This is a genomic window from Micromonospora sp. NPDC047753 (genome assembly GCF_040642735.1).
In the GTDB taxonomy this organism is placed as follows: Bacteria; Actinomycetota; Actinomycetes; order Mycobacteriales; family Micromonosporaceae; genus Micromonospora.
On sequence record NZ_JBEYSL010000129.1, the window covers coordinates 1 to 14,598 of the forward strand.

15 protein-coding genes are annotated in these 14,598 nt (G+C 70.5%); 9 read left to right on the forward strand and 6 right to left on the reverse strand.

Annotation, left to right across the window (positions count from 1 at the left end):
- Positions 1 to 39 precede the first annotated feature (39 nt).
- A complete protein-coding gene (locus ABZ749_RS13685) occupies positions 40 to 1,050 on the reverse strand; it encodes a HEAT repeat domain-containing protein (protein ID WP_357227266.1) in 1,011 nt (336 codons plus the stop codon).
- 6 nt (positions 1,051 to 1,056) lie between these two features.
- Positions 1,057 to 1,704, reverse strand: coding sequence for a HEAT repeat domain-containing protein (locus tag ABZ749_RS13690; RefSeq protein ID WP_357227305.1), 648 nt, complete (start codon positions 1,702 to 1,704; stop codon positions 1,057 to 1,059).
- Between the two features lie 198 nt (positions 1,705 to 1,902).
- Here ABZ749_RS13690 and ABZ749_RS13695 point away from each other — a divergent pair, with 198 nt between their 5' ends.
- The 3 genes from ABZ749_RS13695 to ABZ749_RS13705 all read left to right on the forward strand — a co-directional run bounded on the left by ABZ749_RS13695 (position 1,903) and on the right by ABZ749_RS13705 (position 5,150).
- Positions 1,903 to 2,619, forward strand: coding sequence for a carbonic anhydrase (locus tag ABZ749_RS13695; RefSeq protein ID WP_357227270.1), 717 nt, complete (start codon positions 1,903 to 1,905; stop codon positions 2,617 to 2,619).
- Positions 2,620 to 2,861: 242 nt separating this feature from the next.
- Positions 2,862 to 4,049, forward strand: a complete 1,188-nt coding sequence (locus ABZ749_RS13700; protein ID WP_357227273.1) for a DUF418 domain-containing protein — start codon at positions 2,862 to 2,864, stop codon at positions 4,047 to 4,049.
- Between the two features lie 9 nt (positions 4,050 to 4,058).
- Positions 4,059 to 5,150, forward strand: a complete 1,092-nt coding sequence (locus ABZ749_RS13705) for a winged helix DNA-binding domain-containing protein (protein WP_357227276.1) — start codon at positions 4,059 to 4,061, stop codon at positions 5,148 to 5,150.
- An 8-nt stretch (positions 5,151 to 5,158) separates the two neighbouring features.
- Here the strand turns inward: ABZ749_RS13705 and ABZ749_RS13710 are convergent, their stop codons facing one another.
- The 3 genes from ABZ749_RS13710 to ABZ749_RS13720 are packed head-to-tail and all read right to left on the reverse strand — an operon-like array spanning position 5,159 to position 6,470.
- On the reverse strand, positions 5,159 to 5,602 hold the full coding sequence (locus ABZ749_RS13710; protein ID WP_357227279.1) for a DUF5990 family protein: 444 nt from the start codon (positions 5,600 to 5,602) through the stop codon (positions 5,159 to 5,161).
- Between the two features lie 14 nt (positions 5,603 to 5,616).
- On the reverse strand, positions 5,617 to 6,267 hold the full coding sequence (locus ABZ749_RS13715) for a TMEM175 family protein (RefSeq protein WP_357227281.1): 651 nt from the start codon (positions 6,265 to 6,267) through the stop codon (positions 5,617 to 5,619).
- Positions 6,268 to 6,287: 20 nt separating this feature from the next.
- Positions 6,288 to 6,470, reverse strand: coding sequence for a hypothetical protein (locus ABZ749_RS13720; protein WP_357227284.1), 183 nt, complete (start codon positions 6,468 to 6,470; stop codon positions 6,288 to 6,290).
- 161 nt (positions 6,471 to 6,631) lie between these two features.
- Here ABZ749_RS13720 and ABZ749_RS13725 point away from each other — a divergent pair, with 161 nt between their 5' ends.
- From ABZ749_RS13725 to ABZ749_RS13740, 4 genes are all read left to right on the forward strand, one after another.
- Entirely contained in the window at positions 6,632 to 7,333 is a 702-nt protein-coding gene (locus ABZ749_RS13725; RefSeq protein WP_357227286.1) for a DUF4396 domain-containing protein, read from the forward strand.
- Between the two features lie 206 nt (positions 7,334 to 7,539).
- The gene (gene rph / locus ABZ749_RS13730) at positions 7,540 to 10,155 is read left to right on the forward strand and encodes a rifamycin-inactivating phosphotransferase (protein WP_357227289.1); all 2,616 of its coding nucleotides are present in this window, start codon (positions 7,540 to 7,542) and stop codon (positions 10,153 to 10,155) included.
- A 26-nt stretch (positions 10,156 to 10,181) separates the two neighbouring features.
- Positions 10,182 to 11,099 (forward strand): class A beta-lactamase, encoded by a 918-nt coding sequence (gene bla / locus ABZ749_RS13735; protein ID WP_357227292.1) that lies wholly within the window; start codon positions 10,182 to 10,184, stop codon positions 11,097 to 11,099.
- Between the two features lie 39 nt (positions 11,100 to 11,138).
- Positions 11,139 to 11,768 (forward strand): VOC family protein, encoded by a 630-nt coding sequence (locus ABZ749_RS13740; RefSeq protein WP_357227294.1) that lies wholly within the window; start codon positions 11,139 to 11,141, stop codon positions 11,766 to 11,768.
- Positions 11,769 to 11,826: 58 nt separating this feature from the next.
- Here the strand turns inward: ABZ749_RS13740 and ABZ749_RS13745 are convergent, their stop codons facing one another.
- Positions 11,827 to 12,741, reverse strand: a complete 915-nt coding sequence (locus ABZ749_RS13745; protein WP_357227297.1) for an SDR family NAD(P)-dependent oxidoreductase — start codon at positions 12,739 to 12,741, stop codon at positions 11,827 to 11,829.
- Between the two features lie 101 nt (positions 12,742 to 12,842).
- Between ABZ749_RS13745 and ABZ749_RS13750 the strand changes: the two genes are divergently transcribed.
- Both ABZ749_RS13750 and ABZ749_RS13755 read left to right on the forward strand, forming a co-directional pair.
- The gene (locus ABZ749_RS13750) at positions 12,843 to 13,508 is read left to right on the forward strand and encodes a TetR family transcriptional regulator (protein ID WP_357227300.1); all 666 of its coding nucleotides are present in this window, start codon (positions 12,843 to 12,845) and stop codon (positions 13,506 to 13,508) included.
- 56 nt (positions 13,509 to 13,564) lie between these two features.
- Positions 13,565 to 14,449 carry a S41 family peptidase gene (locus tag ABZ749_RS13755; RefSeq protein ID WP_357227302.1) on the forward strand — a complete coding sequence of 295 codons (885 nt, stop codon included), beginning with the start codon at positions 13,565 to 13,567 and terminating at the stop codon, positions 14,447 to 14,449.
- Positions 14,450 to 14,598: the final 149 nt, after the last annotated feature.

Below are 14,598 nucleotides of genomic sequence, written 5' to 3' on the forward strand. Positions count from 1 at the left end.
CTCGGCGTTGCGCCCCCTCGGCGGCTCCACAGTGTCTGGTCATGATGAGGCCACGTCGCGGAGCGCGAGGATGGAGGTCGCCGTCAGTGCGACGGCGCGGTCCTGATCATGCGACAGGTCCGTGAGGGCGCGTACGGCGGTGCTTCCCGGGATGTCCGCCATCGCCTCGGTCAGCCGTCGCCGTGCGGACGGTGCGACGCCGCTCTTCCCGAGGCAGGCAACCAGCCGGGTCGCAATCTGGTCTGCCAGCGCGGGGTCGGCCGCCAGCAGGCTCAACGCGTCGGCAGCGTCGACATCCTTGGTCTCCTCGACAACCATGTCGATCAACGTGGGAAGCGCGTCCGCCACACCGCGCGCGCCGAGCGCCAGAGCCGCGTACCCGCGGACCACGATGTCGGGGTGCGCGAGGGCGTCCCGCAGCACGTCGGTCGCCGCGGGGTGCGGGATCTCGGCCACGGACTGGACGGCGCGCCTGCGTACCTCGGCCTCCGGTGAGCCGAGGCCGTCGGTCAGCAGCGCCAACCCGCTGTCGCCGGACTGCGCCAGCGCCCAGCGCAGGGCTCCGGCGACGTTCGGGTCCGACTCATTCAGCACCGCCTCGACAAGTGCCTCCACCGGCGCCGGCCCCTCAACGACCGAGGACAGGGCGGCGCGCTGGCGGGTACCCGCGCTGTCCGACCCCAGTGCCCGCAGGAGTGTCACCACCTGCAGGACGTCCTCCCAGTGGGAGGGGTTCGCATCACCGATCCGACCGAGTCGGGTGAGCAACTCCATCTCGTCCGCGATGCGCAGTCGCGTCCGCCGGATGAGGTCCTTGACGAGTTCGGCGGGGGTGAAGCCGGGATCGTCGAGCGCGCGGCGGACGTCACGTAGCGACAGGCCCAGCGACCGCAGGCTCTCGACGTGGAAGATCAGCCGGACGTCCTCGCTGGTGTACTCGCGATAGCCGGAACCGGTGCGACCGGTGGGCCGGATCAGCCCGAGCGCGTCGTAATGCCTGAGCATGCGGGCGCTGACCCCGGACCGTCGCGCCACCTCACCGATCAACACCTGGTGTCATCCCTTCGTGCCTGTCGGGCCGAGGGCGACGACGCGCTTCGCCGCCTCGATCGCGAACTCGAACCCGGCATCCGGATCCTGCATGAGACGTTGGGTGGCGACCGCGTGCGTGCGTACGCGTGGGTCGAGATCCGCCATCGCGGCACGCAGGATCGGCATGACCACCTCGCCGAGCGCGATCAGCGCCCGGCTGAGACTCAACTGCATCTCACGCCCTCCCCGCCCGAGCTGCGTCGACAACACAGCGGCCAGTTCGGGCTCCGCACCGAAGGGTACGAGCGCGACCGCCGCGCGCCAGGCGCTGCGTGCCACCTCGCCGTCGGCATCGGTCAGCAACGCCCGGGTGATCGCCGGCCAGGCCCGCCGGTCCCCGATCTTGGACAGCGTGTGCAAAGCCTGACTTCGGGCCTGGGCGCGCTCCGAGTGGAGCTCGGCGGTGAGCTTCGCGACGGTCAGTGCGGGTGGGTGGCGCAGCAGCGCCCAGGTGAGCATCTCGCGTACGGAGAACTCGGGCTCGACCGCGCATCGCTCGATGAGCGTGTCGACGAGCTGCGAGTCCGGGTTCGTGCCGACCGCCAGCGCCGCGCGCAGTCGCACCGAAGCTTCGCTGCTCTCCAGCCCCCGGGAGACCCTCGTCGCGTACATGTCCTGTTCCGGCCTGGTCATGAGATCACCTCTTCGACCCCAGTCAAGGCCTTGTCACTGTGTCAAGGTCAACCCGTCTTGTTACTCGCGGTGGCGAAGGAACCGGAGCGATCCACCGTCGCCCACTGGCCACCGAACGGTAACCACCAATGTGGACGGAAGCTGGTAGGAAGAGGCGAGTTGCCTCACCTCAGGGAGATGATCGTGACACGTTCGCACCTGTCCCGCCGTTCGCTGCTGACCGCCGGTGGCGCCGCCGCCGTGGCGCTCGGCGCGGCCGCAGCCAGCCCGTCCGCCGCCTCCGCCGCGCCAGCGGAAAGCCCGATCGACACGCCGACGGAGGCACTGCGTCGGCTACAGGCCGGCAACCGGCGGTTCACCTCCGGCCGCGGCCGGCACCCGCACCAGGGCCTGTCCGACCTGCACCGGCTCGCCGCCGGCCAGCACCCGTTCGCCATCACGGTCGGCTGCGCGGACTCCCGGGTGGCCCCCGAGGTGCTCTTCGACCAGGGGCTGGGTGACCTGTTCGACAACCGGGTGGCCGGCAACATCGTCGACGACCTGCTGCTCGGCAGCGTCGAGTTCGCAGTGGAGGAGTTCGGCAGCCTGCTGATCGTCGTCCTCGGCCACGAACGCTGCGGCGCGATCACCGCCACCATCGACGCCATCCACACCGGCGGTACGGCGCCCGGGCACATCGGCACCATCGTGGACGCCCTGCGCCCGATCGTCGAGCCGGTGCTGAACCACCCCGGCGACCCCGTGGAGAACGGGGTGCGCGCCAACATCGCCGCGCAGGTGGAGGCGCTCAGCGCACGCAGCACGATCATCTCCGAGAAGGTGCACGAGGGCGCGCTGCGGGTGGTGGGCGCCCGCTACGACCTGGACAACGGGTGGGTTTCCCTGGTCGCCTGAAACCGTCACCCGATCCTGGGCCACCCGGACGGCGACGCTGGTCGGTCATCCACTGCCGCCGACCAGCGCCGCCGGTCGCGTCGCGGCCGACGGGTACGGCGGTAGTAGGACCATCCGGCCAGCGGCAACGCGATCGGAGGGACTCATGTCCCCCCGCCGCAGGGACGGTGCCTTTTCGTCACGACGGTGCGTGTGACGAAAGCACTTTCCGGCAGCGGGCCGCGCTCCGGAGGCTGGACACCATGAATGTGACCCGGCTCGACCCACCGGGCGACGGCCACCCACAGCCCTCGCCCGGGGACACCCGCGCCCGCATCACCGTCGTGGACGCACTGCGCGGATGCGCGCTGCTGCTCATCCTGCTGGTGAACATCGCGTTCTTCAGCTCCGGCTACGACTTCCACCTGGTCGACGACCCGACGCGCGGCGCGGTGGACGTGCTGATCGCCGGCGCGGTGGAGCTGTTCTTCGCGATGAAGGCCTACCTGCTGTTCGCCCTCCTGTTCGGTTACAGCTTCACCCTGCAACTCGACTCCGCGGCTCGACGCGGAGCGGCGTTCCGCCCGGCGTTCCTGCGCCGGCTCTCCGGGTTGTTCGCTCTCGGCGTGCTGCACGCGGTGCTGCTGTTCCACGGCGACATCCTCACCACGTACGCGCTGCTCGGTCTCGTGCTGCTCGCGGTCCGGCGGATCGAGCCCCGCACCGCGCTGATCGCGGCGGCGACCATCATCGGCGGCATCGCCGTGGTGGTCGGGGTCGCCGCGGTCCTCGGTGCCACACTGGTTCCGGACGAGGCCGTCGCGCTCAGCGCCGGTGCGCGTTCCACGCTGGCTCTGGGCGGCGGCTTCGACGATGTCGTCCTGGAGCATCTTCGGTCGATGCCGGCGATGATCGGCGGCCTCGCCGTGCAGGGGCCGCTGGCGTTCGCGGCGTTCCTGGTCGGCCTCGCCGCCGGCAAGCGGCGGCTCCTCGCCACCCTGCCCGCCCATCAGGACCTGCTGCGCCGGTGCGAGAAGGTGGGGTACCCCGTCGGTCTGGCCGGCGCGGTGGTGTTCGCGGTCGGTGGTTCCACCGCGAACCTGACCGGACTGATGGTCAGCATCGTCACCGCGCCGTTCCTGGCCGCCGCCTACGCCGCGACCCTGCTGCGCCTGTTCACGCGGCGGCCGCGCCTCGCGGACGCGTTCGCGCCCGCCGGGCGGATGGCCCTGACCAACTACCTGGCCCAGTCGCTGGTGTGCGTGCTCGTCTTCACCGGCCTCGGGTGGGGCCTGGTCGGCCGCACCTCGACGGCACAGACACTGCTGATCGCACTGGTGATCTTCGCGGGGCAGCTGGTGGTCAGCGCGTGGTGGCTACGGCGGTTCCGGTACGGCCCCGTCGAATGGGCGCTGCGCGCCTGGACCCACCGGGCGTGCCGCCCCAACTAGGGTGCTGACATGGTCGATCGGCACCAGGTGATGAACTTCCGGGTTCGGGCCCAGCAGCTCGACCGCGACGAGGGCACAATCGCCGACACCGCCGTCCTGGACCTCGGGGTGCAGAACACCGGTCCGGACGGCGCGCGGTGGGCGCTGGCGGTACGCGGGGTCGACGTGATTGCATTGTCCGACACCGACCTGGTCCTGCTGTGGACGGTGCGGGGCGCTCCCCACCTCTACCGCCGGGCCGACGTTGCGAAGGTGGCGGCGGCGGTCGAACCCTTCTCCGAGGCCGACGCGGGCAAGCGCATCTACGACGCCGCGAAACCGTTGAGGGCCGCCGGCATCGACACCCTCGCGGCCCTGGACGAGATCGCCGACCGGATGCGTGCCATCGTCAGCACGCCCACGGTCAAGGGGGACGTCTCCGGCCGCCTGGCCACCATGCTGCCCGAGCCCTATCTGCGGTTCTGCCGGCCGTGCGACGCCACGCACCTCTACGAGATGCCGTTCCGGCTCGCCGCCGTGCGGGCCGGAGTGGAGCTGCAGCTCGACACCTCACCCCCGGTCCTGCGGCGCATCACCGGGTTCAGGAGAGCAGCCACCGCGGGTGACCGCTTCGACCTCATCCGCGCCTATCTTCGCCTGCTCGGTCCGGCCACCCCGAAACAGGTCGCCGACTACCTCGACTCCCCCGTGAAGGACGTGAAGGCGCACTGGCCCGACGACGTGATCGAGGTGACGGTCGACCGCGAGGTGCGCTCACTACTGGCCGCCGACGAGGAGGCGCTGGAGTCCGCCGACGGCACTGTCACCCGACTGCTCGGCCCGTTCGACCTGTTCCTCCAGGCCAAGGACCGAGCGACGCTGGTGCCGGACGCCACCCACGCCAAGGAGCTGTGGCCGGTGTTGGGTCGCCCCGGCGCCGTCCTGGTCGACGGCGAGCTGGTGGGCACCTGGCGGCCCCGCAAGTCCGGCAGGACGTTCACCGTCGCCGTCCGGCCGTGGCAGCGACTGTCGGACGCCACGCGTAAGGCCGTCACCGCGCAGGCCGAACGCCTCGCCGCGTACCGCTCCGTCTCCCTCAGCGGCGTCGACTTCGGCAGCTAGACGGCTACTCACTCCACCGTCCACGAGATGGCGGGCGGGTGCACCCGAGCGCAGACGGGTTCACCGGCGGCGTCGGTCAACCCGACCCGGCCGACCAGCGTCCCGTTGCCCTCGTGGGCGGCGCGCAGCAGCTCGGTCGGCACGTCGGTGAACATCAACTTCGCTCGTCGGAACTTGGCGAAGCCGTCAGGGGTCACCGCACCCCAGCTCAGATAGAGAAACCGCGCACCGGGGCGGCCGTGCACCCAGGGGCCACCGACGTCGAGCACACCGTCGACCTCACGGCTGGACACCTCGAAGGACCAGGTGGCGCTGGCCGCGTCGGCCGGGACCTGATCGACCACCTCGGCCTTGCGCTGAACCCCGACGTGTACGTTGCCCCGCCGCAGCGCGTCGGCCTCCGCACCGGGACGCTGACCTGGGAGATCGCTGCCGTCGATCCGGATCCGCATGGCACCGACTCTAGTTAGTCGGCCCGTTGCCCAGCGGTGTCGTCCTCGCCGTACTCGCCGCGGATGGGCAGGTAGTAGGCGGGCAGGAACCCGGCGATGATGGCGACGCCGGCGATCGGCACGAACGCGCCGACGAGGATGCCGGAACCGATCCAGACCAGCGCGAGCGCGAACCGGCGACCGATGGCCCGCGCACCGATGGGGCCGAGGCCGGGGTCCAGCAGTCTGGCCCGCCGAAGGTGCGCCCACACGATGTTGAAGAGAGCCGCCGCCGTCCACAGTGTGCCGCCGTAGACGACGACCGACGCGCGCAGCCCCTGCTCCGCGCGCAACGCGTCGGCGAGCAGTGACGTGGAGAACGGCAGGAACGCGATGACCATCAGGAGCAACGTGTTGAGGAACAGGACCCCTCGGTCGACGTGCCGGACGCGGTCGAACATGACGTGGTGATTCACCCACACCTGCCCGATGAGCAGGAAGCTCAACGCGTAGGCCAGGTACGACGGCCACAGCGCACCGAGCCCTTGAACGAGGCGCTCGAAGTCGTCGGGCGGTTGGATCTCCAGCACGAGGAGCGTCACGGCGATCGCGAAGACACCGTCGCTGAAGGCCAGCAACCGGCCCGGGCTACGGGTGAGCCGTGAAGTTTCCCTTTTGGGAGGCATGCCCAGAATTATGCAATACGTCAGCTTTCGGGACGGGCAGCGCTGGCGGCCGTCCTGCACAGGTAGGTCTCGGCCAACTGGCGAAGGCGCGTGCGGTCGAAGCTGTCCCCGTGGCCGGGATCGTTGCCCCGCAACCACCGGAAGTTCGCCGACAGCAATTCGTTGACGTGCGGTGACGAGACCCGGACGACGTCGCCGTCCATTTCGGCCCGCGTATACCAGTCGACCGTGACCGAGAGTGTGCCAGCGCGGAGATCTTTGGTGGGGGGCGGACACCGACCTGTGACACCGGCGGGAACGCCCGATTCACCAATCCGGACGAGTACGACATGAAAGACTCGCCCGGCTGGCGGAAGGGGCGGGGATGCAACCAACCTGGCTCGTGGCGCTCTCCTGGGCTTCGCTCGCGGTCGGCGTCGTCAGCTTCGCGGTCGTGGTGGCCGACACCTATCTGCGCGGGCACCGTCAGCCGGTCCGGGTCATGGAGATCGTCTGGCTGGTGACCGTCCTCTACATCGGCCCGGCCGCCGTCCGCCTCTACTGGAACTGGGGCAGGCCCGAGGCGTTCTCTCGACGGCGGCAGGAGGAGCAACCGCGACGGCCCCGGCGGGGCATCGTCGTGACCCACGTGTCCCGCTGTGGCGCGCACTGCGCTCTCGGGTTCATCGTCGCCGAGATCGCCCTGTACGCCGTGAGATTCGACCCGGCCGAGGACCCGCTGTGGGTCGACTACGCCGGCGACTACCTGATGGCGGTGACGATCGCCGTGCTCTTCCGGTATTTCGCCGGGCCGGGGCGCAGCCTCGGAAAGGTCTGGCACGCGCTGTCGAACGTCGGCAGGATCGAGCTGCTGACCATCACCGCGTTCGAGGTGGCGCTGTTCGCGTGGCTGACGCTCGCCCATCGGGTGGTCCTGCCGGAGCCACCCCTGCGACCCGACAGCGCCACGTTCTGGTTCGCCGGTCAGCTCGGGCTGATAGCTGGCTTCATCGCGGCCTGGCCCACCGCCTCCTGGCAGCTCGGCCGAGGGCTGAAGATCGAGCAGCGCCGACTTCCCTACGACTGAGCGGGGGCCGATCCTACGACTGAGCGGGGGCCCGATCGCCCGATCGGCCGCCCCGCCAAAAACAAACGGCAAGGAGATGACTCTCCCTGCCACTTCTAACGTATACCGCACCTGGGGGCTTGCGGCAAGACCCCGGTCGTGGCGCAGAATCGGCGGCCGGACCAGCACAAACGAGGTAACGGGGGCGCGACGTGGGTGTGTTGTCGATGGACGGGGACCGCAGCGACCGGGCACCACTGTTGGATCTTCGAGAGGTCGACGAGACGCAGGTGTCGATGGTCGGCGGCAAGGCCGCGCACCTGGGCGCGCTGTCCCGGATCGACGGCATCCGGGTGCCGGCGGGGTTCTGCGTGACGACGGCGGCCTTCCGGAAGGTCATGGCGCAGACGCCGTCGATCGACGATCGGCTCGATCAGCTGTCGCGGTTGAGCCCGGACGACCGGGAGACGATCAGAACGCTCAGCGCGGAGATCCGCCGCAGCGTCGAAGAGACACCGGTTCCGGACGGCCTGGCCGCCGCGATCACCGGCGCGCTCGCCCGGTTCGGCGAGCAGGCCGCCTACGCAGTACGGTCCAGCGCGACGGCGGAGGACACGCCCACCGCGTCCTTCGCCGGCCAGCAGGACACCTACCTGAACGTGGTGGGGCCGGAGGCGGTCCTGCGGCACGTCAGCCGGTGCTGGGCGTCACTGTTCACCGACCGGGCCGTCATCTACCGCCTGCGCAACGGCATCGACCACCGCACTGTTCAGATGGCTGTCGTCGTACAGCGGATGGTTCTTCCGGATGCCTCCGGCATCCTGTTCACGGCGGACCCGGTGACGGGCGACCGGAAGGTCGCGACAGTCGACGCCAGCTTCGGCCTCGGCGAGGCCCTGGTGTCCGGTCTGGTGAACCCGGACGTCTTCACTGTGCGCGACGGTGAGGTGGTCGCCAGCACGGTCGCCGCGAAGGCGCGTGCCGTCGCCGCGCTGCCTGGCGGCGGGACGCGGGAAGTGGAGATCGACCCGCGGCGGCAGGAGCAGCCGGCGCTGACGCAGGCTCAGGCGCTGCGGCTGGTGCGGCTCGGGCGACGGATCGAGGCGTATTTCGGCCGGCCGCAGGACATCGAATGGTGCCTGGTCGACGACGACTTCCAGATCGTGCAGAGCCGGCCGATCACGACGCTGTTCCCCGTCCCGGCGGCCGATGACCAGGAGAACCGCGTCTACCTTTCGGTCGGTCACCAACAGATGATGACCGACGCCATGCGGCCGTTGGGGCTCTCCATGTGGCAGCTGACCGCCATGGCCCGGATGTTGGCGGCCGGCGGGAGGTTGTTCGTCGACGCCACCCGGCTGTTGGCCTCCCCCACCAGCCGCGCCGGCTTTCTGAAAATGGCGGGGCGCGACGATCCGCTGATGCGCGACGCGTTGGAGACCCTGCTCGACCGCCGGGACTTCGTTGCGACGCTGCCGGACCAGGCCGGTCCGGGTGGGCCGACGACCGGTGGCCCGTCCACCTCGGGCGAGGCCGACCCGGCGATCGTGACCGAGCTGATCGAGCGCAGCGAGGCGTCCATCGCCGCCCTACGACGCGACATCGCGACGGTGACCGGTACGGCGCTGTTCGACTTCCTGCATGAGGCGTTCCAGGAGCACAAGCGGGTCCTCAGTGATCCGTTGAACATGCAGGCGATCATGGCGGGCATGGAGGCCACCTGGTGGCTCAACGACCGGCTGCACGAGTGGCTGGGCGAGAAGAACGCCGCGGACACCCTCACCCTCTCCGCCCCCGGCAACGTCACGTCGGAGATGGGGCTGGCGCTGCTCGACGTCGCCGACGTGATCCGTCCGTATCCGGAGGTGGTGGCGTTCCTTCAGGACGTCGCGCACGACGACTTCCTCGACGAGCTGCCGAAGGTCACGGGCGGAGCCGAGGCGCGCGCCGCCATCGAGGCGTACCTCGATCGGTACGGAATGCGCTGCGTCGGCGAGATCGACATCACCAGGCCACGGTGGAGCGAACGCCCCGCCACGCTCGTGCCCGTACTCCTCGACAACGTCAAGCTCTTCGAGCCGGGCGCGGCCCGGCGGCGCTTCGAGCAGGGCCAACAGCGGGCGCGGCAGCAGGCGCATGAGGTGTTGACGCGCCTGCGGGCGCTGCCGGACGGGCAGCAGAAGGCCGACGAGACCGCGCGGATGATCGACCGGGTGCGGGCCTTCATCGGCTATCGGGAGTACCCGAAGTACGACATCGTCAGCCGCTACTTCCTGTACAAACAGGCACTGCTGGCGGAGGCCGAGCGGCTGGTGCACGCCGGGGTGCTCGCCGAGCAGGAGGACGTCTTCTACCTCACGTTCCAGGAGTTCCACGAGGTGGTCCGCACACACCGGGTGGACGCCGCACTGATCCGGCAGCGTCGCGACGAGTTCCGGGCGCACCAGGCGCTCACTCCGCCCCGGGTGCTGACCTCCGACGGCGAGGTCATCACCGGCGCGTACCGACGCGACGACCTGCCGGCCGGCGCCCTGGCCGGTGTGCCGGTGTCCGCCGGTACTGTCGAGGGACGTGCCCGCGTCATCCTGGACATGGCGCAGGCCGACCTCGAAGCGGGTGACATCCTCGTCACGGCCCACACGGACCCGAGCTGGACGCCGCTGTTCGTCGGCATCGCCGGCCTGGTCACGGAGGTGGGCGGGTTGATGACGCACGGCGCGGTGATCGCGAGGGAGTATGGCCTGCCGGCTGTCGTCAGCGTCCTCGACGCGACCCGGCTGATTCGCGACGGGCAGCGGATCCGCGTGCACGGCAGTGACGGGTACGTCGAGATCCTGCCCTGACCGACGGCACCCGCAGGAGGAGTGACATGGCGTTCCCGGTCCGGCGTCTGGCGACAGTGGTGGCCACGGCGGTGACAGTGGTGTCGCTGGCGGGGTGCGGCGGCAACCGCGACTCCACCGAGGCGCGGACGACGCCGAGCCCGGAGGTGACGCTCGCACCGTCGCCGGCCGCCGATCAGGAGTTCCGTGGGCTGGAGGAGCAGTTCGGGGCGCGGCTGGGGATCTACGCCGTCGACACGGGTACCGGTCGCACCGTGGAGTACCGCGCCGACGAGCGGTTCGCGTACGCCTCGACGTGGAAGGCCCTCGCTGCCGCCCAGGTGCTCGACGGCACCACCGACGCCCAGTTGGACCGGGTGGTGCGGTACCCGGCGCGGGACCTGGTGGCGCACTCCCCCGTCACCGAGAAGCACGTCGGCGAGGGCATGAGCCTGCGCGCCCTGGCCGACGCCGCCGTGCGCTACAGCGACAACACCGCCGGCAACCTGCTGCTGCGCCACCTCGGCGGGCCGGCGGGGTTCGAGGCGAAGCTGCGCGAGCTCGGCGACACGGTCACCGAGGCGGCCCGCTACGAGACCGCGCTGAACGAGGGAACACCTGGCGACAAGCGGGACACCAGCACCGCGCGGGCCCTGGCCGGCGACCTGCGGGCGTACACAGTGGGGGTTGCTGTGGAACCGGCGGACCGCGACGTGCTGCGCGGCTGGCTGCGGGGCAACACCACCGGCACGGCGCTGGTCCGCGCCGGGGTGCCGGCCGGCTGGGTGGTCGGGGACAAGACCGGGACCGGCGGGTACGGCACCCGCAACGACATAGCGGTGATCTGGCCGCCCGACCGGGCCCCGATCGTGCTGGCGGTGCTGTCCAGTCGCGACACGAAGGACGCCACCCCCGACGACGCGCTCATCGCCCAGGCCACCCGGGTGGTCGTCGCCCAGCTGTGACCACCAGGAGGCAACACCGCCGATGTTAGGTTCGCCGACATGACTGCGCAGATCACTGCCGCGCATTTCCACGCGGCCGACGGGGTCGAGGACTGGCGCTCCCTCTACCACCTGGTCTCGGCCTACTTCCCGACCGAATCGCTGGCCGAGGGCATCGCGCTCGTCGATGAGATCGGCCGGCTCACCGACGAAACCCAGCAGCAGTACCTCAGCGTCGACCTGCGCGGCACCGGCGTGACGGTGAGCCTGGCTCGGCGCGACATCGCGTTGGCGCGGCGGATCTCGGCCGCTGCCAAGGAGCTGGACATTCACGCCGATCCGACCGCCGTCCAACTCGTCAACATCACCCTCGACGCACTCGCCAGCGCGGACGTTCTGCCGTTCTGGCGGGCGCTGCTCGGCTACCGCCAGATCGGCGACGACCACCTGTTCGATCCGTTACGGCGCGGCCCGGGCTTCGGGTTGCAGCACATGGCCGAGGCGCGCCCACACCGCAACCGCATGCACCTCGACATAGCTGTCCCGCACGATCAGGCGGAGGCTCGCATCGCCGCTGCCCTGGCCGCCGGCGGCCGCCTGGTGTCCGACGCGCACGCGCCCATGTGGTGGGTCCTGGCCGACGCCGAGGGCAACGAGGCGTGCGTCGCTACCTGGGTCGGCCGCGACTAACAGGACCCGAACTACGCGCGGGCGGTCGCCCGGGCCACGCGCCCACCCTTTGGCGCGGTCACGCCGCGACGGCTGCCCGGCCCAGCGGGAACCGTACGCCGGTGAGGTCTTCCGAGACATCCCAGAGGCGCTGCTGCACGCTCACGTCGTAGGAGTCGGGGCTGGAAGTGACAAGCCTCGGGTAGCCGCGCGTCTCACCGAGGCCGTCGGGGCCGTAGTACTGCCCGCCGAGGACTGACGGGTCGGTGGCGGCCCGCAGGATGGGCAGCGCGCCGGCCGACGGGGACTGGGTGATCGCCGGGGCGAGCCAGGTGATCGGTCCGCGGACGAGCGCCGGGGAGTTGCGCATCAGCTCGGTGTTGGAGACGCCGGGGTGTGCGGCCACCGCGACGGTGGTGTCGAGCGCGGCGAGCCGGCGCTGCAACTCGTAGGTGAACATCAGGTTGGCGAGCTTCGACTGGCCGTAGGCGGCGACCCGGCCGTAGGAACGCTCGAACTGAAGGTCGTCGAAGTGGATGGCGGCGCGGATGCGGTGGCCGACGCTGCTGACCGTGACCACTCGCGAGCCGGGCACGGGCAGCAGCAGGTCGAGCACCAGGCCGGTGAACGCGAAGTGGCCCAGGTGGTTGGTGCCGAACTGCATCTCGAAGCCGTCGCGGGTGCTCTGCTTCGGGGTGTACATCACGCCGGCGTTGTTGATCAGCAGGTCGATTCGCGGGTGGGTGGCGCGCAGGCCCGCCGCGGCACCGCGCACCGACTCCAGCGAGGTCAGGTCCAGTTCCCGTACGGAGACGTCGCCGTTGATTCGGGCGGCGGCCGATTTGCCCTTGCCTGTGTCGCGCACGGCCAGCACGACCGACGCCCCGCGCTCGGCGAGCCGCCGGGCGGTCTCGAAGCCCAGCCCGGTGTTGGCGCCGGTGACCACGGCCACCCGGCCGTCCTGGCGAGGGATCTGCTGCTCGGTCCACTTCATGTCAAGCCCCTTAAAGTACCGCCGGTAAGTTATGCCTGAACGGTAAGGTACCGCCGGTACGCTGTCAAGGGACCACCGGTACCTAAGCTAGGGTTGGTGCCATGACGTTCCAGCGGGCGCGCAGCGAGGAGCAGCGTGAGGTCCGACGCCGGGCCATCCTGGAGACGACCTCGGCGATGCTCGACGAGATGCCGGTGGCCGAGGTGACCCTGAACGAGCTGAGCCGGCGGGTCGGCCTGGCCAAGACGGCGGTGCTGCGCTATTTCGAGTCCCGCGAGGCGATCCTGCTCGACCTGCTGGACGACCGGACGGCGACCTGGCTGGCCGAGCTGGAGCAGGAGCTGGCCAACGGTGTCGACGTGAGCCGGCCGGCGATGGAACGGGTGGAGCAGACGGCCGACGTGCTCAGCCGATCGCTCGCCGCCCAGACGGTGCTCTGCGATCTGTTCGGCGCGCAGGGCGGGGTGCTCGAACACAACGTCTCGGTCGAGGTGGCCCGCCGGCACAAGCGGGCCGCACTGGGCAGGCTGGCGATGATGGCCGGCCTCGTCCGGCGGCACCTGCCCGAGACCGGCGACAACGCCGAGCTGTTCTGCCTGAACGCTCTGATCATGGCCGGCGCGCTGTCCGCCTACACCTCGCCGCCGCCGAGCCTGCTCGCCGTCTACGAGTCCGAGCCGGCGCTCGCGGTCCACCACGTCGACCTACGGACAGCCCTGCGGGTCGCCATCATCACGTCGCTCGTGGGCATGCTGCCGCGCTCCTGAGCCGCTGCGCGGAATTCGCTGGCCATGACGCTGTTCGCGGTCTAGCGTTCCCAGCCGTGCACTCACACGAAGAGGTAGTCGGACAGGCCCTGGATCGGATCGGGGCGGGCTACGTCTTCCCCGAGAAGGTCGCCGACATCGACGCCGCGATCCGGCGTCGTCTCACGGCGGGCGAGTACGACGGCCTGGACGGGCCGGCGCTCTGCGAGACGGTCACCGCACACCTTCAGCAGGTGTGCCCGGACAAGCATCTGCGGCTGCTGTGGTCGGACCAGCCGCAGTCGCTCGATCCAGCGGACGAGGACGGCGGGCGGGCGGCGTTCCTCGCGTTGCTCAGGGCGGAGAACCAGGGCATCCGTAGAGTCGAGCACCTGGACGGCAACGTCGGGTTCATCGACGTGCGGCGCATCGCGTACGCCGACGAGGGCGCTGCCGCGATCGGCGCGGCCATGCAACTGGTCGCCCTCAGCTCCGCGCTCATCCTGGACCTGCGCGCCTGTTCCGGCGGAACACCGGAGGGAGCCGCGATGTGGTGCAGCTACTTCTTCCGCGACGACCAGGTGCACCTCAACGACTTCTACGAGCGGTCCACCGGCGCGACGCGCCAGTTCTGGACGACCGCGCACCTTCCCGCGCCGCGCTACGCCGACCGCCCGGTGTACGTGCTGACCAGCGCGACGACGTTCTCCGGGGGCGAGGACGTGGCGTACACCCTTCAGGCGCACGGCCGGGCCGTCGTCGTCGGTGAGACGACACGCGGCGGCGCGCATCCCACAGCCCGCCACCCGGTCACCGAACACATCCTCGTGACCGTGCCGACCGCCCGCACCATCAACAGCGTCACCGGCACCAACTGGGAGGGCGTCGGAGTGGTCCCCGACGTTCCCGTCCCGGCGGACCAGGCACTCGACACCGCGCTCAAGGCCATCGCAGGCGCATAGGCGCGGCTGCCGTTCGCGCGAACCGTGGGGCTCGGGTCGACCCGAGCCCCACGTTCGTGGTTGAGACCGGACTGTCTGGGGGGTGATAGGATCCCGCGCCCGGCGGCGAACCCAAGTCCACAGTGGCGGGCCGCCCCAACGCCGCGCCT